Origin of the sequence: Actinoplanes sp. NPDC023801 (genome assembly GCF_040639655.1) — a bacterium.
In the GTDB taxonomy this organism is placed as follows: domain Bacteria; phylum Actinomycetota; class Actinomycetes; order Mycobacteriales; family Micromonosporaceae; genus Actinoplanes.
Window position 1 is genome coordinate 42383 of record NZ_JBFAAI010000028.1, and the last position, 20805, is coordinate 63187.

General features: G+C 71.1%; 22 protein-coding genes and 1 pseudogene. 16 read left to right on the forward strand and 7 right to left on the reverse strand.

The window, feature by feature from the left end; all coding sequences use genetic code 11:
• Positions 1-34 precede the first annotated feature (34 nt).
• Both AB0G04_RS34805 and AB0G04_RS34810 read left to right on the forward strand, forming a co-directional pair.
• The gene (locus AB0G04_RS34805; protein WP_360991772.1) at positions 35-649 is read left to right on the forward strand and encodes a hypothetical protein; all 615 of its coding nucleotides are present in this window, start codon (positions 35-37) and stop codon (positions 647-649) included.
• A gap of 9 nt (positions 650-658) precedes the next feature.
• Positions 659-1444 (forward strand): SprT-like domain-containing protein, encoded by a 786-nt coding sequence (locus tag AB0G04_RS34810; RefSeq protein ID WP_360991775.1) that lies wholly within the window; start codon positions 659-661, stop codon positions 1442-1444.
• Here the strand turns inward: AB0G04_RS34810 and AB0G04_RS34815 are convergent.
• Entirely contained in the window at positions 1398-1901 is a 504-nt protein-coding gene (locus tag AB0G04_RS34815) for a tetratricopeptide repeat protein (protein ID WP_360991779.1), read from the reverse strand. The genes AB0G04_RS34810 and AB0G04_RS34815 overlap by 47 nt on opposite strands.
• A gap of 70 nt (positions 1902-1971) precedes the next feature.
• On the opposite strand from AB0G04_RS34815, the gene AB0G04_RS34820 reads away from it, so the two are divergent.
• Positions 1972-2505: an RDD family protein gene (locus AB0G04_RS34820; protein WP_360991781.1), complete on the forward strand. Its 534-nt coding sequence runs from the start codon at positions 1972-1974 to the stop codon at positions 2503-2505.
• A gap of 55 nt (positions 2506-2560) precedes the next feature.
• On the opposite strand, the gene AB0G04_RS34825 is transcribed toward AB0G04_RS34820, so the two are convergent.
• Positions 2561-3397, reverse strand: a complete 837-nt coding sequence (locus AB0G04_RS34825; RefSeq protein ID WP_360991783.1) for an FAD binding domain-containing protein — start codon at positions 3395-3397, stop codon at positions 2561-2563.
• A gap of 525 nt (positions 3398-3922) precedes the next feature.
• Between AB0G04_RS34825 and AB0G04_RS34830 the strand changes: the two genes are divergently transcribed.
• The gene (locus AB0G04_RS34830) at positions 3923-5956 is read left to right on the forward strand and encodes an ATP-binding protein (RefSeq protein WP_360991786.1); all 2034 of its coding nucleotides are present in this window, start codon (positions 3923-3925) and stop codon (positions 5954-5956) included.
• Between the two features lie 108 nt (positions 5957-6064).
• Positions 6065-6862, forward strand: coding sequence for a SigB/SigF/SigG family RNA polymerase sigma factor (locus tag AB0G04_RS34835; protein WP_360991788.1), 798 nt, complete (start codon positions 6065-6067; stop codon positions 6860-6862).
• Positions 6863-6871: 9 nt separating this feature from the next.
• Here AB0G04_RS34835 and AB0G04_RS34840 read toward each other — a convergent pair whose 3' ends face one another.
• On the reverse strand, positions 6872-7780 hold the full coding sequence (locus tag AB0G04_RS34840) for an STM4015 family protein (protein ID WP_360991789.1): 909 nt from the start codon (positions 7778-7780) through the stop codon (positions 6872-6874).
• Between the two features lie 62 nt (positions 7781-7842).
• Between AB0G04_RS34840 and AB0G04_RS34845 the strand changes: the two genes are divergently transcribed.
• Positions 7843-9351 carry an FAD-binding oxidoreductase gene (locus AB0G04_RS34845; protein WP_360991792.1) on the forward strand — a complete coding sequence of 503 codons (1509 nt, stop codon included), beginning with the start codon at positions 7843-7845 and terminating at the stop codon, positions 9349-9351.
• Positions 9352-9364: 13 nt separating this feature from the next.
• Here the strand turns inward: AB0G04_RS34845 and AB0G04_RS34850 are convergent, their stop codons facing one another.
• On the reverse strand, positions 9365-10060 hold the full coding sequence (locus tag AB0G04_RS34850; protein ID WP_360991794.1) for an FKBP-type peptidyl-prolyl cis-trans isomerase: 696 nt from the start codon (positions 10058-10060) through the stop codon (positions 9365-9367).
• Between the two features lie 60 nt (positions 10061-10120).
• Positions 10121-10900 (reverse strand): polysaccharide lyase family 7 protein, encoded by a 780-nt coding sequence (locus tag AB0G04_RS34855; protein ID WP_360991797.1) that lies wholly within the window; start codon positions 10898-10900, stop codon positions 10121-10123.
• A gap of 118 nt (positions 10901-11018) precedes the next feature.
• Here AB0G04_RS34855 and AB0G04_RS34860 point away from each other — a divergent pair, with 118 nt between their 5' ends.
• The 6 genes from AB0G04_RS34860 to AB0G04_RS34885 all read left to right on the forward strand — a co-directional run bounded on the left by AB0G04_RS34860 (position 11019) and on the right by AB0G04_RS34885 (position 15991).
• Positions 11019-11267, forward strand: a complete 249-nt coding sequence (locus AB0G04_RS34860) for a hypothetical protein (protein WP_360991800.1) — start codon at positions 11019-11021, stop codon at positions 11265-11267.
• A gap of 80 nt (positions 11268-11347) precedes the next feature.
• A complete protein-coding gene (locus tag AB0G04_RS34865) occupies positions 11348-12256 on the forward strand; it encodes a M56 family metallopeptidase (protein WP_360991803.1) in 909 nt (302 codons plus the stop codon).
• A gap of 73 nt (positions 12257-12329) precedes the next feature.
• Entirely contained in the window at positions 12330-13157 is an 828-nt protein-coding gene (gene efeU, locus AB0G04_RS34870) for an iron uptake transporter permease EfeU (protein WP_360991805.1), read from the forward strand.
• 7 nt (positions 13158-13164) lie between these two features.
• A complete protein-coding gene (efeO, locus tag AB0G04_RS34875) occupies positions 13165-14295 on the forward strand; it encodes an iron uptake system protein EfeO (RefSeq protein WP_360991808.1) in 1131 nt (376 codons plus the stop codon).
• 42 nt (positions 14296-14337) lie between these two features.
• The gene (gene efeB / locus AB0G04_RS34880; protein WP_360991811.1) at positions 14338-15597 is read left to right on the forward strand and encodes an iron uptake transporter deferrochelatase/peroxidase subunit; all 1260 of its coding nucleotides are present in this window, start codon (positions 14338-14340) and stop codon (positions 15595-15597) included.
• Positions 15598-15613: 16 nt separating this feature from the next.
• Positions 15614-15991, forward strand: a complete 378-nt coding sequence (locus tag AB0G04_RS34885) for a BlaI/MecI/CopY family transcriptional regulator (RefSeq protein ID WP_360991814.1) — start codon at positions 15614-15616, stop codon at positions 15989-15991.
• Positions 15992-16003: 12 nt separating this feature from the next.
• Here AB0G04_RS34885 and AB0G04_RS34890 read toward each other — a convergent pair whose 3' ends face one another.
• Entirely contained in the window at positions 16004-16690 is a 687-nt protein-coding gene (locus AB0G04_RS34890; protein ID WP_360991816.1) for a hypothetical protein, read from the reverse strand.
• A gap of 54 nt (positions 16691-16744) precedes the next feature.
• Between AB0G04_RS34890 and AB0G04_RS34895 the strand changes: the two genes are divergently transcribed.
• The 4 genes from AB0G04_RS34895 to AB0G04_RS34910 all read left to right on the forward strand — a co-directional run bounded on the left by AB0G04_RS34895 (position 16745) and on the right by AB0G04_RS34910 (position 20465).
• Positions 16745-17041 (forward strand): chorismate mutase, encoded by a 297-nt coding sequence (locus AB0G04_RS34895; protein WP_360991818.1) that lies wholly within the window; start codon positions 16745-16747, stop codon positions 17039-17041.
• A 104-nt stretch (positions 17042-17145) separates the two neighbouring features.
• Positions 17146-18495 carry an aromatic acid exporter family protein gene (locus AB0G04_RS34900; protein ID WP_360991821.1) on the forward strand — a complete coding sequence of 450 codons (1350 nt, stop codon included), beginning with the start codon at positions 17146-17148 and terminating at the stop codon, positions 18493-18495.
• A gap of 132 nt (positions 18496-18627) precedes the next feature.
• Entirely contained in the window at positions 18628-20184 is a 1557-nt protein-coding gene (locus tag AB0G04_RS34905) for an ATP-binding protein (protein ID WP_360991823.1), read from the forward strand.
• A complete protein-coding gene (locus AB0G04_RS34910) occupies positions 20094-20465 on the forward strand; it encodes a response regulator (protein WP_360991959.1) in 372 nt (123 codons plus the stop codon). The genes AB0G04_RS34905 and AB0G04_RS34910 overlap by 91 nt, the downstream gene beginning before the upstream one ends.
• A 77-nt stretch (positions 20466-20542) precedes the next feature.
• On the opposite strand, the pseudogene AB0G04_RS34915 reads toward AB0G04_RS34910, so the two are convergent.
• Positions 20543-20698: pseudogene (locus tag AB0G04_RS34915) on the reverse strand (SAM-dependent methyltransferase); the annotation flags it as partial.
• Between the last annotated feature and the right edge of the window lie 107 nt (positions 20699-20805).

Consider the following 20805-nt stretch of genomic DNA (forward strand, 5'->3'; position numbering starts at 1 on the left):
CCCTGGACAGCGAAGTTTCACCTACTTTGGGACGATGAGACTGATTCTCTCGCTGAGCCTGCTCGCAACGATCGCGCTGACCGGCCCGGCCCGGGCCGGCGGCTACTTCACCGCCGAGCAGCTCGCCGCCCTCCTGCTCACCGAAGCGGAGGTGGCCGGTGACCACACCCGCAGCGGCGGCGGGAAGGGGCGGGCCAAGGATTTCGACCTGTTCGGCTCGGACGCGTGCACCGGCGCGGAGCCGGCCAGGGTGCCCAAGGCGGTGACACACGCCTGGGTCTCGTTCGAGAGCAACCACGGCACCACCCTCGACATCGAGATCAACGCCGTCGGACCGGCCCTGGCACGCCGGATCGTCGACGACGTGGCCGCCGTTCCGGTGAAGTGCCCGGTCGTCCCGAAGACCCGCCACACGGCCGAGCACACCCGTCTGCCGCTGCCGGACCTCGGTAAACCGGCCGCCGCCATGGTCACCGTCTACCGGTACGACGGACTGGGCGTCGATCAGGCCCGCCGGGCGGTCGTGGCGTACGGCGGCCTGTCCCTGACCTTCGACGAGATCGGCACCGTCGCGCCCGGCCAGGCCGAGTTCATCGCGATCGTCAAGGCCGGCGCCGAGAAGCTGGAGGGAGTGGGCGACCCGCGGTAAGGGGGCGCCTTGTCATCATGGGGAGGTGACGAGGAGCCACACGAGTTGAACCTGATCGACGCACGAGAGCTCGCAGCCGGCCTCATGACCCGGCACGGACTCACCGGATGGACCCTGACGTTCGACGACGCGAAGACCCGGGCCGGGATCTGCCGCCTGGACCGCAAGGAGATCGGATTGTCCCGCCCGCTGATCCGCCTGTACTCGCCGGAGCACGTCGCCGACACGGTGCTGCACGAGATCGCGCACGCCCTCGCCGGCCCCGGGCACGGCCATGACCGGACGTGGCGGGCCATCGCCGTCCGGATCGGTTGTTCTGGCACCCGCTGTGTTCCCGAGGACGTGCCCAGGGTCGAGGGCGCCTGGGAGGGGATCTGCCCGGCCGGCCACCGGACGACCGTGCACCGCCGGCCGGTACGGGTCCGGTCGTGCACCCGCTGCTCGCCCCGGTTCGACCGGTCCGCGCTGTTCTCCTGGACCCACCGTGGTGTCCCGGTGCCGATGCATCCGCGCTACCAGGCCGAGCTCGCCCGCATCACGGCCGGCCGGGCCGGCACCGCCACGGAGCGGCCGATCCCGTTCGCGGTGGGTGATCGGATCCGTCTGCGTGGCGGCGGCAAGTACAGCGGGCTGGTCGGCACCATCGTCAAACGCGGCCGTACGCGCTATCAGGTGCAGACCGGGGCCGGCCTGCTCAACGTCCCCTTCGCAATGGCCGAGCCCGCCGAACCCGGCCGCCGGGCCGATGTCACGGATGGGGCCGGCCACGATCCAGATCTTCGGCGTACGCGCTGATCGCCCGGCCGTACTGCCGGATGTCCGGGTCCCCGGTGGACTCCACGAGCACCCGGAGCAGGTCGGCCACCGCCTCACGGCTGTCGCCGGCGTTGTGACGCAGCATGGCCTGGAAGACCCGCAACGGCCGGTGGCCAGGGAAGCGCCGCAGTCCCTCGGCGAAGACCTCGGCCGCCTCGTCGTCCCGGCCGAGCACCCGCAAGGTGCTGCCCAGGCCCAGCATCGCGTCGCGCATCTGCTCGTCCGGGAGCCCTCCGGCGATCGCCGCCCGGTAGTGCGGGACTGCCTCCTCCTCCAGCTCGAGCACGTCGTGCACCCACGCGGTCTGGTAGGCGATCAGCGGATCGGCGGGGAACTCGGCCCGCAGCGCCAGCAGCAGCTCCCGCGCTCGCACCGGTTCGCCGTCCTCCCGCAGCCGGACGGCCCGGGACAGACGTGCTTCGGGGACCTCGGTCATCGGCCGATCCTGTCATCTCGCATCCACCGGCGGGTCACGGCACTTGCCGGGTTGTGGCAATCTGCAGGCGATGATCACCGCGATGACACCCGCACCGTTCGGCCGCCGGCTGGCCGCCCGCGTCATCGACCTCGCCCTCGTCACGAGCGTGGTGATCGCCGGCGTCGCGGTTGCTTCCGGGGCCGTCACCACCGGCGACGGCGAGTGGGCCGAACTGGGACGATTTCTCATGCTGCTGTCGATCGCGGCCGGGCTCACCTTGATCGCCTTCGTGGCGATCATCGTCGTACCGACCGCGATCAGCGGCGCTTCGGCGGGAAAACGACTGACCGGCATACGCGTCGTCGCGGTTCACGGCGGCGCGGCCGGGTGGTACCGGTCGATCGCCCGGGAGGCGACCCTGCCGGTGGCCTACCTGGCGTTGACGTTCGTGATCGGGAGCGTCTTCAGCGCCATGCCGCCGTCGCACGCCCTGAATTCGCTGCTCGACGATCTGTCCGTAGTGGTCGGCCCGGGGCTGCTGGTGATCGACGCGCTGTTCGCACGCCGTCCGGACGGCCGCACCGGCCACGACCTGATCGCCGGAACGACCGTGGTCCGCTGATCGCCGGCCGGTCCCGGCGCGCGGGAGCCGGCCGGAACCCCGTGCGGGAGATACCTCAGCAGCGGTCCCGTGCCTGGGTGAGTGCCCGGCGGGTCAGGACGTGGAAGGCCTTGCGCACCCGCCGCGCGTTGTCACCGGCGTCGATCTCGGCGGCGGCCTCCGCGGCCGCGCCGATGGCCGCGTCCGAGAGGGGCCCGCCGAGGAGCACGTTCTCCGCGGCGTGGGCACGGACCGGGCACGGACCGGCGTTGACCAGACCGATCGCCGCGGCAGCGACGACACCGCCGGTGACGGTCACCGCCGCCATGGCGGCCGCCTGCGGATAGACGGTGACCCTGCGGTCCTCGGCGTAGCCTGTCCCGGTCCCCGCGGGAAACGCCGGGTAGCGGACCTCGGAGAGGAACTCGTCCGGGCGGCGCACCGTCGTGAACGGCCCGGTGAAAAAGCGCTCGGCGGGTACGGTCCGTGACCCGTCCGGGCCGGTCAGGACGAATTCGGCCCGCGCCGTGATCGCGAGGACCGGCCACTCGGCCGCCGGGTCCGCGTGGGCGAGACTGCCGAGCATCGTTCCGACGGCCCGGATCGGTGGGTGCCCGATGTGGCAGACGACCAGGCGCATGAGGTCACCGAGCGGCCCGCCGACCGTCGCGGACTCGAAGGCGCGGTGCCGGACCAGGGGCCCGACCCGCAGCGTCCCGCCGTCCCCGGTCAGGGTGCCGAGTCCGGCCACCCTGTTGATGTCGACGACCCGCCGGGGTGATTCGCCGCGTGCGGCCATCTCGACGAGGAGGCTCTGCCCACCGGCCAGCACGTCCGTCGTTCCGTCCGACAGCGCTTCCAGCACGTCGTCGACGCTGGTCGCGGCGACGTACTCCACGCATGCGGGTCTCATCGCATCCCCTCCACCGCTCCGGCAGGCAGTCAGCACACCCGTGTCGGCTGTTGGCTGAACCGGCAGCGAGAGACATTCTCGGTCAACCCGCGCCGGTGGCAAAAAGACGTAGCTCGATCGGGTGAGCGGGGTCAGCCGTTCGCCGGCACGGACGCTCCAGAGAGGCCACTCCCCCGATGCAGGCGGCCGCCCCGCGGGTGCCTTCCAGCCCGGCCCGCGGCGCCCGGCCGGATCCGGTGATCATCACGACGGAGGGGGCCGTTGGACCGGTGCGGACGGGACCGAAGTCCTTTTCTTCGCGGCCCCGCGCTCAGCTCCTGAGCCCGCCGGGCCGGATCGGGACCGGAAAGGCTCAACCCCCGGTGCGCCATGCCGATGCGGAAGGTGTCCTCTCGCTCGGCGGCAGGGGTTCTGGCTCGCCGGGCGTCGTCAGCGCCGCGGAGCCCAGGATCGGGGGGCGGGGTGATGGTGGGCACGAGTGACTCTCAGGAGTCGCGCCTCAGGCCGGCAGGACCGGCGGTCCGGGTGTCGTCGGACGCCGCCGCACGGATGGTGGCCCGCCTGCTCGGTGCGCCCATGGTGGTGATCAGTGCCGATCACCCGGACGGCGAGCGGCTGCTCGGGGCGTTCGGTCTGCCCCGGACCGGCCCGCTGCCCCGGATCGGCGGCCCGAGTCGGCGGATGACCGTCGGTGATCTGCTCGCCGACCGGGAACTGGCCGCACATCCGCTGGTCACCATTCTGGGGGCGCGGTCGCTGGCAATGGTGCCGGTACCGGCGGACCCGCAACGCGAGCTCCGGACGCTCACCGTCCTGGACACCGCACCGCGCGCCTGGTCGGCCACCGATCTGACGACGCTGACCGAGGTGGCGGCCCTGCTGGGCGCCGATGCCGGCCCGGAGACGACGTTGTCCGGACTGTTCGGGCCGATCGACGACCGGACGATGGTGCCGGCCGCACAGGCCCACGCCCAGCGCGGGTTCATCACGGCGCTGCTCGACAGCCTGCAGGTAGGTGTCGTCGCGGTCGGCGTGGACCGTCGCCCGGTGCTGTTCAACCGGACCCTGCGCCGCTTCTGCGATCTCGATGCGAGCCTGTCCCCGGCTGCGGCGATGGCCGCGATCAGCGACAGGCTGCGGCATCCCGACGGTACGCCGAACGCGCTCGACGATCTGGCCCTGATACGGGCTCTGGCCGGCAACAGTGTCCGGGACGTGGAGACGGTGCTGCGCACGCCCGGCGCCCCGGACCGGTACGCGCTCACCAACGGCGAGCCGATCCACGGCGCCTCGGGTGAACTGCTCGGCGCGTTGTGCACGGTGCAGGACGTGACCGAACGGCGGCGACGGGAACGGTTCCGCGACTGCGAGCTGCTGATCATGCACCTGCTCGCCGACGCCGACGACCTGGACGAGGTGGCGATTCCACTGCTACGGGCGCTCGGCACCGCCCTGGGCTGGCCGCATGTGGCGTTGTTCCTGGTCGACGAGGTCGCCGACGTACTGCGGACGGCCGCGCACTGGAGTGCCCCCGGCGTGCACGTCGACGATCTGGTGCCGGAACGGATTCCGCGCGGCGACGCCGGACCGGGTCGGGTGTGGGCGTCGGGCCGCCCGCTGTGGATCCCGGACCTGACCGATCCGCGCTACACCGGGACCCCCGCGGCGTACGGGTTCGCGCACGCCGCCGCCGAACGCGGCCTGCGGGCCAGTCTCACCGTGCCGGTCTGCGACGGCGAGCAGGTGCTCGGCGTGCTGGCGACGTTGTGCGCGACCACCGAGTACGACGAGTTCCTGCTGACCGGCCTGCTCGACGGCGTCGCCGCGCAGCTCGGGCAGTTCCTCACCCGTCGCCGGAGCCGGGACCTGGCCATGCAACTGCACCGCACGCAGGACGACTTCCTGACCCCGGTCGGCCACGAGCTGCGTACCCCGCTCACCTCGATCATCAGCTACTCGACACTGCTCACCGACGAGATCGACGACCCCGAGCAGCAGCAGATGATCGGCGCGATCCGCCGCAACGTGGACCACCTGCAGCGGATCATCGACGACCTGCTGGAACTGACCGCGCTGGAGTCGGGCCACCACCGGATCCGGCCGGGACCCACCGACCTGACCGCGGTGGTCGCGGCGGTCGTGGCCGGCCTGTCGGCCCCGGCCGGGGTGACCGTGCGTACCGAGATGCCGCCGGCCCTGCAGCTGGAGGCCGACGAGGAGGGGCTGCGCCAGATCGTCGGGCAGCTGCTGTCCAACGCTGTCAAGTACAGCCCGGACGGAGGCGACATCGTGAACACCGCGAGCGGCGAGGACCCGGCAGTGGCCGAACTGGCGGTCGCCGACTCGGGCATCGGCATCCCGGCCGCCGACCGCGAGCATCTCTACACCCGTTTCCACCGGGGCGCCAACGCCCGGCACACCGCCATCCTCGGCAACGGGCTGGGCCTGCCGCTGGTCCGCGGCCTGGTCGAGGCGCACGGTGGCACGATCAGCCTGGATCCGGGGCACCGGCCGGGTACCCGGATCGTCGTCCGGTTGCCCCGGTGTCACCGGAACTGACGAAAATCCGGCCGGCCGAGGTTAGCCGGCCGGGATTCAGGGCATTCCCTAACGACCTGCAGTCAAGCAGCGGCTGCCCGTCCGTCGACCGACGCGAGGAGCCCTGTCATGACCACGGTAGCCGTACGCACCGTTGACCACCGCACCGCCGAGAACACCGACCGGGCCGGTGAGCTGATCAACGCGCTCGCCACCCTGCCCGCCGGTCATCCCGGCCGGTCCCGGCTACGGGACCGCACCATCGAGGCGTGGATGCCGCTCGCCCGCCACCTGGCCAGCCGGTACGCCGGGCGCGGCGAGCCGGTCGACGACCTGCAGCAGGTCGCGGTGATGGGCCTGATCAAGGCGGTGGACCGGTTCGACGCCGAGCGCGGCATCGACTTCGCCGGCTTCGCCATCCCGACGATCGTCGGCGAGCTCAAGCGGCACTTCCGGGACCGTACCTGGTCGATCCGGGTGCCGCGGCGCCTGCAGGAGCTGCGGCTGAGCATCACCGCGGCCAACCACGACCTGAGCCACACGCTGGGCCGCTCCCCCACGGTCGCGGACATCGCCGCGCACCTCGGCATCACCGAGGAGGAGGTGCTCGAGGGCCTGGAAGGCGCCCGCGCCTACAACTCGGCCAGCCTGTCGGCACCGGCCGGCGCGGACGGCACCACGACGCTCGGTGACACGCTCGGCAGCGAGGACAACGGGTTCGCGCTCGCCGAGCTGCGGATCGCCCTGGGTCCGGCGCTGGCCGGGCTCGACGAGCGCGAGCAGAAGATCATCAGTCTCCGGTTCTACGGGAACCTCACCCAGAGTGACATCGCCGAGCAGATCGGCATCTCTCAGATGCACGTGTCCCGGCTGCTCACCAAGGCCCTGGCCAAGCTGCGCGTCCGGCTCGACGACGCCGCCGCCTGAGATCCGGCGTCACTCGCTGACCGCGGTGTAACGGCCCCATTCCTCCTCCTGCTGCTCCTCCGACACGTCGACGGCCACCGTCGGTAGTTCGTCGGTGAACCGCTGGGCCAGCTCGGGCGACATGAAGTGGTGGCTCAGGTCCAGGCGCCGCAGGTGGGTGAGAGGCTGCCCGGTCAGCAGTGCCTCGGCCCCGGTGTCACTCAGGGTGCCCATCGACAGGTCCAGGACCTCGAGACGGGCCACCACCGGGGCCGCGGCGACGGCGGCCGCGATGTCGTCGGTGATCTCGGCGTTCCGCAGGCCGAGCCGGGTGAGCGCGGGCAGCGACCGGCCGGACAGGATCGGGGCCAGATCGTCGGCCACCGCGTCGCCGCCGTACTCGTCGACGCCCAGCCACAGCTCCAGGCCCTCCAGGGCCGGCAGGTCAGAGGCGGCCACCGCCCGTACGACCGAAGCCGGCAGGCCACCGGACTGCAGGACCAGCTCGCGAAGGTTCTCGTGGCGCACCGGTTCGAGCTCGAGGCCGTCCGCGCCCCGGATCCACAGGTGCGTCAGCGCCGGGAAGGTCTTCAGGATCGGGGTGATGTCGCCCTGTTTGATCCAGGAGATCTCGCACTGCTCACCGGTCATCTCGCCGAGGAACAGTGCGCGCAGATTGCGAAGCCGGTGTGCGTTCCCGGTCAGCACATCCATCGGGAACGGCGACGCGTGCGGCTCGCCCCAGTCCTGGACGATCAGCGCGGCCGGGCCGCCCGGCCCGGTCCTGGCGAGCAGTTCCTCGAAGACCGCCGGGATCTCATGCGCTCCGTAGTCGCTGCAGATGCTCCAGGCCACCGTCGCGGGATCGCCGGGTTCCGCCTCGTCCCAGCGCACCACGGGCAGACCGGCGAACGTGTCCACGAAGTCGTAGACGCCCAACGAACCTCCTCAGTCGTAGAGACTTACATCCTGGCATCAAGTTCTTCGACGGGAGTGCCCGTATGGGGCGGTGGCGGCCGACACGGCGGCAGGTTCTCACGCACGGCGCGACCGCGGCGGGCGGCATGCTGCTGGGCTGCGGCGGGGCGTTCGCCGCCGGCCGGTGGGCCGGACGCGGCGAGATCCCGGAGACCGGCGACCCGGGTGCGGTGCTCGACGACGGGAGCCGGCTCAACCCGACGGCGGTGCGCGGCGTGGTGTTCGCGTCCCCGTCGCCCGACGGCACCGCCCGGACCCTGCGGCCGCTCCTGCGCCGCATCGCCGCCGGCGACGATCCGCCGCTTGCCGTTGCCGGCGTCCGCCACTCGATGGGCGGGCAGAGCATGCTCGCCGGCGGCTGGATGCTCGACACCCGGCCGATGAACCGGATCGACCTCGACCGGGCCGGCCGGGTCGTACGGGTCGGAGCCGGCACCACGTGGCGCGAACTCATCCCGGTCCTGAACGCCGCCGGCCTGTCCCCCAAGGTGATGCAGTCGAACCACGACTTCACCGTCGGCGGTTCACTCAGCGTCAACTGTCACGGCTGGCACACCGGGCACCCGCCGATCGCCGGCACCGTCCGGAGCCTGCGCCTGCTCACCACCGGCGGGGATGTGCTGACCTGCTCACCGGCCGAGAACGCGGAACTCTTCGGGCTGGTCCTGGGCGGTTACGGACTGTTCGGCATCATCCTCGAAGCCGACCTCGACGTGTGGCCGGACGCGATCTACACGCCCACCTTCGACGCCATGCCGACCCGCGAGTACGTCTCCACGTTCACCTCCTTGCCCGGCAGCGCCGAGATGGCGTACGGCCGGCTGTCGATCGGTCCGGGCGGTTTCCTGTCGCCCGGTCCCGGCTTCCTCGAGGAGGCGATCATGGTCCGGTTCACGCCCGAGCCGGGCACGGTGGGCACGGTCCTGCCGCTGTCCCGTCCCGGCGCGCCGGAACTGCAGCGTGCCGTGTTCCGTAACTCGGCCGGCAGCGACGTCGGCAAGACGCTGCGCTGGTGGCTGGAACGCGACGCCGCGCCGTGGCTGGCCGGGCCGATGAGCCGCAGCAGCATCCAGAACGAACCGGCTGCCGTGTTCGCCGACCGGTCCGCGCAGACCTGCGACATCCTGCACGAGTACTTCGTCCCCCAGCAGCGGCTGTGGGACTTCGTCCAGCAGGCCCGCGACATCATCCGGGCCGGCCGCGTCGAACTGCTCAACATCACCGTCCGCGACGTGCGACGGGACAGCCGCAGCACCCTCGCCTACGCCCGGGAGGATGTGTTCGGGCTGGTCATGAGCTTCCGGCAGGAACGCACAGCCCGCGGCGACGGGCGGATGCGCGACGCCGCGCGGGCACTGATCGACGCGGCGATCTCGGTGGGCGGAACGTTCTACCTGCCGTACCGCCTGCATGCCACCGGAGATCAGTTACGTCGCGGTCACCCGATGTGGGACGCGGCGATGGCCGCCAAGGTCCGTCTCGACCCGCACCGCGTCCTCCGCAACACCCTCTTCGACACGTACGCCGCCTGAGCGACGGATGTGGTCAGGACGCCGACAGGACGTCGACGACGAAGCGCAGTGCCCCGGCCGGCCGGCCGCCGCCCGGGTTGTCGCCGTAGGCCAGGTCGGACGGGATGTCGAGCTGGACCCGGCTGCCGACCTTCACGCCGGTCAGCCCCTTGTCCCAGCCCGGGATGACCTTGCCGGCACCGACCGCGAAGCTGAACGCCTTGGAACGGTCCCAGGAGGCGTCGAACTCCTTGCCGTCGCGGTAGGTGACGCCGACGTAGTTCACGTCGATCGTCTGGCCCTGCTGCACCGCCGCGCCCGTGCCCTCGATGAGGGTCGTGGTCTTCAGTTCGGTGACGGTGCCGGTCCCCGCGGTCACGGCCGGCTTGCGGCCCAGCGCCGGATCGGCACCCGGGGGCAGTGGCGGGAACGCCGCGTCGGCGCCGGTGGCGGCATCGGCGCTGGGGGCGGGGGTGCTCGGCGGGGACGAGGAGTTACCGATCCAGAGGGCCAGCCCGATCACGAGGGCCAGCACGGCCGCCGCGGCACCACCGACGGTCAGTGCCTGGCGGCGCCGGCGCCTCGCCCGGGCGCGTGCTTTGGCGGCCTTGGCCTCCGCACGCTTCTCGGCTTTCGATTTCAGCGGCGGGCCACCCGCGTTGTTGCGCGACGGACCAGCGGTGGCACGTTTGGTCGCGGCGTTGCCGCGGCTCGCTGCGGAATCGATCACCGTCCGACAATACGACACCCGGCCGGCAGCGGACGGCCGCGTCCGCTGCCGGGGCGCGGATCAGCCGTGTTCGACGGTCAGGCTGTAGAACTTGACCTTCGCGCCGTTCGTGGTGCTCTCCGACGAGGACTGGTTGTAGGAGCCGGCCTTGAAGTACTGCCGGTACGGCTTGAAGGCCGACGGGATGGTGTACGTGGTCCGCGTACCGTTCACGGTGAGGTTGATCTTGCTGCCGCTGACGTTGATGACGTAGGTCCACCTCGTACCGAGCGCCACGTTGCCGACCTTGTGAAGGGTCTGGCCGCTGGCGTCGGGCGAGTTCTGGGTGCCGAGGAAGATGTCGCCGTTCGGCCGGTAGTAGAGCTCGGCCAGCGGCTTGGTGGACGGGCCGCCGGTGCCCAGCTTCACCTGGCCGACGGCCACGTTCTTGGTGACCGACACGATCCGGAGCTGGGCACTGAGGGTGTGGTTGCCGGCGAGGGCCCAGTTGGCTGCGCTGCCGTTGGCGTTCATCTCGCGCAGCTCGGACCGGGCGTACTTGGAGTTCGGCGTGGTGACGCCCTTCTCCGGCGCCCAGAACGTCATCGAACCGTCGTTGGAGTCGGTCCAGAAGAACGAAGAATTGGTGTAACCGGCCTCGAGCTGTCCGGGCGAGATGGTGTCGGGCCTGCCGGGCGAGCCGCTGGGCAGCTGCAGCGACCAGACCGAGAGCTCGAAGTTGCCGCCGGGCGGCAGGCCGGGGTCGAGCGTGGCGGCCGAGGCGTCACCGATGCCGACAGCCCCGAGGGCGCCGGCAGCGGTGGTGGACAGGGCAACGGCGAGCAGGGTGCGCCTTCGCATGGGGATGACCTCACTACCGTACGAGGGGGAAATTGTAAGACTGGTTAAGAAAAGCAGCTCATCGATCGATGCTCAAGAATCCCCGAGGGCGGGATCCTTAAATAACCTTGAAAGCGGGATGCCCGCCGGCTCCGGCGCCGACACCGCCATCCTGGACACGGCACACCTGGCCGCCGACCTCGGCACACTGCCGATGTGGGAGGCACTCGCCACGTACCGGACCAGACTGCGGACCTGTGCGCCAGCCGCGCTCGACGAGGCGCACCCGTCGGTGCGGTGGCAACGCCGGCCGGCCGATCCGGTGCTCTTCGCTCTGGCCATGCGGGCCGGGCTGCGCGTCCAGGCGTCACCGAACATCGCGTCGTAGATGTCGTTCTCGGAGGCGAAGTGCGTATGGTGTGACCTACGGCCCGCGTCGAGCGCCCCAGCAGCGGTTAGCCTGCCCTTATGTTCGACCACTTTCTCGTTTCCGTTGTCGTCGTCCCGCCGGTTCTGGTGGTGCTCGCACGACTGCTCGCGGAACGACTGGCACCCCGGGTCGCCGCGCCGGTGATGGCCTGGTCCGCGGCCGGGACGGCGGTGGCGAGCCTGGTCAACCTGCTGGTGTTCGCGCTGAAAGCGGTCGCCGAGGTGCCCGCGGTCGCGAACGTGTTCGGCTGGTCGTCGCGGGTGGTGGTGCAGGACACGGCCCGGTTCGCGTGGGTGTCCTGGCTGAGCGTCGTGCTGCTGACGGCGGCCTCGATCGCGGTGACGCTGACGTGGCGGCGGCAGCGGCGCCTGCTGGCGCTCGCCGGAGCGGATCCGGCGGAAGGGCCACTCGTGGTGGTCCCCGACCCGGCGGCGCACGCGTTCGCCGTACCCGGAAAGCCCGGTCATGTGGTGGTGACCACCGGAATGCGGGAGGCGTTGACGGACGAGCAGTTCGCGGCCCTGCTCGCGCACGAGCAGGCTCACCTGGACGCCCGGCATCACCGCCTGATCCGGATCAGCGAACTGGCGGCGGCGTCCCATCCGGCACTGTGGTGGGTGACCAGGCACGTGGACTACCTGGTGGAACGGGCCGCGGACGAGCACGCGGCGGCCGAGGTGGGGTCGCGGCGGACGGTGGCGCGGGCGATCGGGGCGGCGGCGCTGGCGGCGACGGCCCGGCCGGTCGTGACGGCAGGCCTGCATGCGGCGTCGCCGGGCGGAGTGGTCCCGCGGCGGGTGACGAGCCTGCTGACGCCCCGACGCCGGCTGGTCTCGCCGATCGCAGCGGTGGCGCCACTGGCCCTGGCACTGTTCTCGCTGGCATGGACGGTGGAGGCGGCCTGGGATCTGGGCGAACTCATCGTGGCGGCTCTGCCCGGACGGTGATTTGACTTCTACAACCGAATAAAAGAAGGTTGGCCTTACCAGCACTTAGGTATGGCTAACCTCGGGAGTCGCGATGACCGCCATCTTCCTGATCGGTCTGCGCGAAGGCCTGGAGATCACCCTGGTGGTGTCCATCCTGGTCGCGTTCCTGGTCAAGACCGGACGGACGCATCTGCTGCGTCACGTCTGGGCCGGCGTCGCCGCCGCCGCCGCCCTCTCGATCGGCTTCGCCGCCCTGCTCCAGGCCGGCGCGGCCCGCCTCACGTTCACCCAGCAGGAGCTCTTCGAGGCGATCGCGTCCTTCGTGGCCGTCGCCTTCGTCACCTGGATGATCTTCTGGATGCGCCGGATGGCCCGCCGGATCGGGGCCGAGCTGCGCGGACGGCTCGAGGAGGCGATCTCCCTGGGACCCGTCGCGGTCGTCTCGGTGGCGTTCCTCGCCGTCATCCGGGAGGGCCTGGAGACCTCCATCCTGTTCTACGCGGCCGCACAGGGCACCTCCGACAGCGTCCGCCCGCTGCTCGGCGTCTCCCTCGGCCTGGCCACCGCGGTCGCGCTCGGCTGGCTGCTCTACCTCAGCGCGGTACGGATCAACCTGTCCCGCTTCTTCACCTGGACCGGGGCACTGCTCGTCCTGGTGGCCGCCGGGATCGCCAAGTACGGCGTGCACGACCTGCAGGAGGCCGGTGCCCTGCCCGGCCTCAACGACCTGGCCTTCGACGTCAGCGGCGCGGTACCGCCCGAGACGTGGTACGCGGAACTGCTCCGCGGCATGGTCAACTTCACGCCCGCCCCGACGGTTCTGGAGACCGTGGTGTGGCTCGCCTACGGCATCCCGGTTCTCGTCCTCTTTCTCTGGCCGGCCCGTACGCCGGTCCCCTCGCCCACCCCGGCCTCCTAGGAGAACCATGCGCACCACCGCACGCCTGCTCGCCACCACCGGCGCCACCGCGCTGCTGATCACCGGATGCGGCGACGACGCCACGAAGACCGCCGAGGCCGGTGACGGGAAGATCGCCGTGGCCGCCTCCGACACCTCGTGCCAGGTCGGCAAGGCCGAGTCCGCCGCCGGCACGGTCACGTTCACCGTCGCGAACAAGGGCGCCAAGGTCACCGAGTTCTACGTGTACGCGCCCGGCGACCGGGTGATGGGCGAGGTCGAGAACATCGCGCCCGGCCTGTCTCGTGAGCTGATCGTCGAACTGGCCGCCGGACGGTACGAGACCGCCTGCAAGCCCGGCATGATCGGCAAGGGGATCCGCAACGGGTTCACCGTCACCGGCTCCAGCGCGCCGCTCACCGAGGACGCCAAGCTGGCCCAGGCCACCGCCGACTACCAGCGGTACGTCAAGAGCCAGACCGGTGCGCTCATCGAGAAGACGACCGAGTTCGTCGACGCGGTGAAGAAGGGCGACAAGGAGAAGGCCAAGGCGCTGTTCCCGGTGGCGCGCACCTACTGGGAGCGGATCGAGCCGGTCGCGGAGATTTTCGGCGACCTCGACCCGGCCATCGACGGCCGCGAGGACGGCCTCGAACCCGGCCAGGAGTTCACCGGCTACCACCGGATCGAGAAGGACCTCTGGCAGACCGGGGACATCAGCAAGTCCGGGCCGATCGCCGACAAGCTGCTCGTCGACGTGCAGAAGATCGTCGACCTGGCCAACAGCACCCCGCTGTCGCCGCTGCAGCTGGCCAACGGCGCCAAGGAACTGCTCGACGAGGTCGCCACCGGCAAGATCACCGGCGAGGAGGACCGCTACTCGCACACCGACCTGTGGGACTTCAACGCCAACGTCGAGGGGTCCAAGGCCGCCATCGCGGCGCTGCGCCCGACGCTGGAGGAGAAGGACCCGGCGCTGGTGAAGACCCTCGACGAGAAGTTCGCGGCGGTCACCGCCTCGCTGGAGAAGCACCGCGCCGGTGACGGCTGGAAGCTGCACAACGAGCTCACCGAAGCCGACCTCAAGCAGCTCAGCGACGACATCAACGCCTTGGCCGAGCCGATCAGCAAGGTCGCCGGGCTCGTCGCCGGCAAGTAGTTCACGCAGCTGTCGACCGTACCGTCGAAGGGGTTTGATCTGATGAAGCGCCGCAGGATGATCGGACTGGCCGGTGCCGGAGTGGCCGGTCTGGCCGCCACCGGCGGCGTCGTCGCCATGACCAGGCCGGAGCAGCCGCAACCCGTGCCGGCCGCCGGGCCCGGTGACGCCGTGCCGTTCTACGGCACCCGGCAGGCCGGGATCATCACCCCGGCCCAGGATCGCCTGCACTTCGTCGCCTTCGACGTGATCACCAGCAAGAAGGCGGAACTGCTCGCCATGCTGGAAGCCTGGACGGCCGCCGCCGCGCGGATGACCGCCGGCCTCGACGCCGGCACCATCGGCGCGGTCGGCGGCATCCCGGAGGCCCCGCCGGACGACACCGGCGAGGCCATCGGGCTGCCTGCCTCCGCGCTGACGCTGACCATCGGGTTCGGGTCCGGCCTGTTCCGGGACACCTCCGGCCGTGACCGGTTCGGCATCGCCGACCGCAAACCCCCGGCCCTGGCCGACCTGCCGCACTTCCCCGGCGACGCCATCGACCCGAAGATCTCCGGCGGCGACATCTGCATCCAGGCGTGCGCCCACGACCCGCAAGTCGCCGTGCACGCCATCCGCAACCTGGCCCGCATCGGCATGGGCGTGGTGAGCGTACGGTGGTCGCAACTCGGCTTCGGCCGGACGTCGTCCACGTCCGTCGGGCAGGACACCCCGCGCAACCTCTTCGGCTTCAAGGACGGCACCGCCAACCTGAAGGCCGAGGAGACCGCCCTGCTCGACGAACACCTGTGGGTCAAACCCGGGGACGGGCCGGAGTGGATGACCGGCGGGTCGTACCTGGTCACCCGCAAGGTCCGGATGATCGTGGAGACGTGGGACCGCACCCCGCTCGGCGAGCAGGAGACCATCGTCGGCCGCACCAAGGGCACCGGCGCGCCGCTCACCGGTTCCGGCGAGTTCGACGAGCCCGACTTCACCGCCGTCGACGGTGAGGGTGAACCGGTCATCGCCCTCGAGGCCCATGTGCGGCTCGCCCACCACAGCCAGAACAAAGGTGCCCGGATGCTGCGCCGCGGCTACAACTACGTCGACGGTTCCGACGGGCTGGGACGCCTCGACGCCGGCCTGTTCTTCATCTCCTACCAGCGCGACGCGCACCGGCAGTTCGTGCCGGTGCAGGCCTCGCTGGCCCGCAAGGACGTCATGAACGAGTACATCCGGCACGTGTCCAGCGGCCTCTTCGCCTGCCCACCGGGACTCGTCGCCGCCGACGACCACTGGGGCCGGGCACTGCTCACGTGATCGCTAGAGTCGGGTGGTGAGCAACTCGCCGGGCAGGCGGCGGCCGGGGCAGCTGGAGACCGAGATCGTCACCGTCCTGACGACCGCGGCCGAGCCGATGACACCCGGCGAGGTCCGCGACGCCCTCGACCCCACCGGCGGCCTCTCCTACAGCACGGTCGTGACCACGCTGACCAGGCTCCACGAGAAGGGTCAGGTGGCCCGGCACCGCGACGGGCGGGCCTTCCGGTACGGCGCGCTCTCCGACCCGGCCGGCCTGGTCGCCGACCGGATGAGCCGGCTGATGGCGGTCGAGCCCGACCGGGCGTCGGTGCTGCGCCGTTTCGTCAGCAATCTCGACGAGAACGACGAACGGCTGCTGCGGGAACTGCTCAACACACCCGACGAATCGTGATCGATCCGCCGCTCAGCCGGGGATCGCGGCGGCTCGCTCGCGGGCCTTGGTGATCAGCTCGCGGACCAGCGGCTCGGAGCCGTCCATGTTCTCCCAGCCCAGGTCGGCCACCACGATGACGGCGTCGCCGACGCGGGTCAGCGCCGCGTAGTGGTTGACCGTCGCCGGCTCCTCGTCGGCGTAGCTGAAGCGCTGACCGATCCGTACCAGCGTGGTCTCCGCACTGCTTTCCAGGACGTCCCATCTGTATTCGTCCTTGCCCAGTCCGCCGGGGCAGCGGTCCAGTGCGGCCAGGATGTCGCGGACCTGGTCGGCGGCCCCACCGGAGGTGTGGCGGCCGACGAACTGCACGATCACGCTCGGGGTGCTGCCGCCCTGCTCCCCCGGCACGACGTACCGCTTGGCGACCGCGTCGGTGCGCGTGGCGTCGCTCGGGTAGCGGTCCCCCCGGCACGGGCGCAACGGCCGGACGTGCGCGAACTCCCCCTCCTCGAGCGATTCGGGCCTCGCGTCGTGCACGTCGGCGGGCTGCAGCAGGGCGGCGGCCGGGATGCCCGCGACCCGGGCACTCGACGACGAGGCGCTGACCGGTGTCACACTTCCGGACGGGGCCGCGGTTCCGGTCCCGGCGGTGCATCCGGTCAGGGACGCGGCGAGCAGGCCGGCGGTCGTTACGATACGGATCGATGTGGTTCGCATCCTTCTGCACTGCCCCGGCGGGCGCGACGTCACACCCGATGCCACCCTGGAGCGGTGACCGATACCGAACCCACCCTGGCCGACGTCCGCCGCGCCATCGACGAGATCGACATCCGGATGGTGGCCCTTCTCGCCGCCCGGGAGGTCCAGGTCCGGCGGGCCGCCACCCTCAAAACCGATGAGCAGGGCGTACGGGCACCCGCGCGCGTCGAGCAGGTGATCGCGAAGGTGCGAACGCTGGCCGGCGAGTCGGGTGCCTCCCCCGACGTGGTGGAACGCGTGTACCGGGCGATGATCGGGGCCTTCATCGACCTGGAACTGGCCGAGCACCGAGGGATGACCGGCGGGTAACCGGTTCGGGCGCGACGGTCATCACATTCCCGCTTTTTCGCCATTTAGCGGCTTTTCTCGCCGATAGCTTTTGCGTCGGAAGTGATCGCCGAGAGAAAGTCGCCGTGTTGTTGCAGACGTTCGTCCAGTCCGCCAGTCCGCTCACCGTCGTCGTCGCCGGTCTCTCGCTCTGCGCGGTTGCCGCCGCGTTGCTGCGCCGTAAGGTCCGGCCCGTCGTCGAGGCGACCGGCCGGGCGGTGATCGCCCGCCTGCGCCCGCACGTCCCGGCGCGGCTGTGGCGGCTGGCCCGCCGCTGCCGGGACCGGGTCGAGCCGGAGACCGCCCGTTCGGTGCTGGTGACCGGCGTGGCCGCCGGGATCGCCTGGTCGGCGGCTGAGACGCTGCACCTGGTCGGCCCGGTCACGGCGGCGATCTCGGCGACGCTCTCGGTGCAGATGAGTTCGCACGCCTCGGTCCGTGAGGGCGCCCAGCGCCTGGTCGGCACCCTGGCCGGGATCGCCGTCGCGGTCGTGGTGTGGGGCGTGTTCGGGGCCAGCGAGTGGACGATCGCGGTGATCGCCGGATGTGGGCTCGCCCTCGGCCGGCTGCTGCGCCTGGGCGACAGTTCCGCCACCGTGCCGCTCACCTCACTGGGCATCCTCGTCGGTGGCACCGTGGTCACCGAGACTTTCGTGTGGCAGCGGGTCGCCGCGACCGTCCTCGGCATCGTGGTCGGGGTGATCCTGTCGCCGCTGGTCGGCGGGATGACACCGCTGGAGCGGGCCCGGCACCGGCTGGCGAACCTGTCGCACGAGATCGCCGGCCTCCTCGGCCGCCTGGCCGACGGCGTCCGCGACGGGTACGACCGCGACCAGGCCGCACAGTGGCTGGCCCGCTCGCGGGAGCTCGACGAGGACGTGGCGGACGCCGTCACCGCGGTCGAGGAGCTGTCGCGGCAGGCCCGCTGGTCGCTGACCACCCCGGCCGCCCGGGTGACACCGCTGGACCAGACGCTGCGGGCCCTCCAACACGGGGTGCAGCAGGTCAACTCGGTGGCCCGGACGATGTTCGACGCCGCCGCCACACCCGGCTCGCCGGGTGTGCCGGAGCAGATCGGGCAGGTCCTGGCGACCGCGTCCGGCGCCTTCACGGCGCACGCCGCGCTGGTCGACGACCCGCACGCGGACGCCACGCACGACACCGGCAACCTGCACGAGCTGCTGGACGGACTGCGCGAGGAGCGCCGGCGCACACTGCGAAAGGTCCGCACCGAACTCGACGACACCGGCGTGCTGGTACTGACCGGCTCGATCATCAACGACATCGACCGGATGGCCGGGTCGCTGGAACGGTCCGCGCCCGCGCTCACCATCGGCGTACGCGAACCGGGCCCCGGCATCCCGGCAGTCTCCGAGGTCCTGCCGGCCGTCCGTCTGATCTGGGAGAAGGCCGTGACCGCGCGGGCCGGGCGCTAGGGTCCGCCTCGTATCTCGTGGCGCCGTCCCGGGGATCGTCCGACCAGGGAAAAGAGAGCGTCGCCCGGCGGCTTTTGGGACACTGGGCAGATGACCTGGCTGTCGAGGCACCGGGCCGGAAAGCGTTTGTTGATGAATGCGGCAACGATCACGGTGCTGATCGCCGTGGCCGTGCTGGGTTTCTCGGTCTCCCACCGGCAGGAGGCGATGGCCGACGAGGCGCAGCGGGCACAGCAGCTGGCTCAGGCCGCTCAGCAGGTGAAGTTCCGGGCGGCGGACTTCAACGGATGGCAGACGGCGTACGCCCTGGACATCGTCCGCGCGGTGCCGGGCGCCGCCAGCGACACCTCAGCCGGCCGGGCGCGGTTCCTCGACGCGGCCGCGAGGTTCGACAGCGAACTGCGCGCGTTGGAGTCGTTGTCCGCTTCGGCCGAGGCGACCCGGACCGTTAGCGCCGTCCGGGCGGCCTTCAACGAGTTCATGTCCGTCGACGAGAAGGTCGTGAGGCTGTACCGGACCGGTGGGACGGTGGACCGCAGAGCCGCATCCGAACTCGTCCTCGGCCGCGAGATCGAACTCTATGTGCAGATCGCCGGCGGTTGCGACACCACCGCGCAGCTGTCGGCGTCGGCAGTCAACGCGAGCTTCGACCGCCTGGAGTCGGTGGGCGCCGCCACCCGGCGCTACATCATCGTGCTGACCATCGTCGCCGCGGCCCTGGCGCTGACCAGCGCGATCCTCGCCGGAGCGCGCCAGCGGGCGGTCGCGGACCGGGCGCGGGAGGCCCACCGGATGGCGAGCCTGGGGCAGCTGACCGGTGGCATAGCGCACGACTTCAACAATGTTCTCGCCATCATCCTGAATTACACCGACTTCGTCGCCGAGCATGCCTCGGCCGAAGCTCGTGAGGATCTGGCGCACATCCGCAGGGCCGCCGAAAGGGCGGCCGGGCTCACCGCACAGCTCCTCTGCTTCATCCGGCACGAGGCCGTCCGGCCACAGATCTTCGACGTCAACATCGCGATCGCCGAGACCCATGCGATGCTCGCGCGAACGCTCGGCGAACACATCGAGCTCGTGGTGATGCCGTCGGTCACCCCCTTGACGATCTGCGCCGACGCCGGCCAGATCCAGCAGATCCTGGTCAACCTCGCCGTCAACGCCCGCGACGCGATGCCCGACGGCGGCACCCTGGTGATCGCCGCTTCCCCCGTCGTTCTCGAGGAGAACCAGGCGAACGTGCACCCGCCGGTGAAGGCCGGCCGATATCTTCAGATCCTGGTCACCGATACCGGGTCCGGGATGCCTCCGGAGACCGTGAAGCGCATCTTCGAACCGTTCTTCACCACCAAGCCGAAGGGTTACGGCACCGGCCTCGGGCTCGCCAACGTCCTCAACATCGTCACCGCCGCGGGTGGCGCCATCGACGTCTGCTCCAAGCTGGGGATCGGCACGACATTCCGGCTGTACTTCCCGATCGCCGGAACACCGCACGAATCCGGTCCACCGGTCCTGCCTCATCCGCGGCGCCTCACGGCCGGGGCCAGCGGATCCTGGTCGTCGAGGACGAACCCGCCCTCGGCTCGAGCATCGCCCGGATACTCACCGCCGGCGGCTATCAGGTCCGGTCCGCCGTCAGCGGCCCCGACGCCCTCGCCGTACATGCCGACGAAGGCTGCGACCTGCTGATAGCCGATGTGGTCATGCCGGACATGTCAGGCCCGCGCCTCGCCGAGATCCTGCGCCGTACCCACCCTCAGCTGCCGGTGCTCTACGTATCCGGCTACATCGACGGCATCCTCGGGCCGAATCGCCTGTGCACACCGGAGACCGACGTCATCGAGAAACCGTTCACCGCCGCCGAGCTGCTCGCCGCAGTGAACAAGGCCCTGGAGGCGGCACCCCGGACGGACGGCCTCGCCGCTGATCGGTCCGGCCCCGCCGAGGACCAGCCGTACGCGCCGGCCTGAGGTCGGCATCGGCTACCACCGGGAGCGATCCTGGGAGCTGGGACGGCACGACCTCACAAGATCGCGGGCGGCGGTCGTCAGGGTTTGCGGCCCACCGCGGTCCAGATGTTGATGTCGGAGCGGGACGGGATCTCCGCGCCGTCCTCCGGCCGCCACTCGCCTGCCGGGACGACACCCGGCTCGACGAGCTCCAGGCCGTCGAAGAGGGCGGCGAACTCGTCGGGCGGGCGGGTCCAGACGTCGGAGCGGCCCTGTTCGACGAGTTGCCGGTAGAACGCCTGCTGTTCGGGGGTGCCGAACTCCGAGGGGTGTTGTCGGCGGTGGGCAGCCCGGTGCCGAT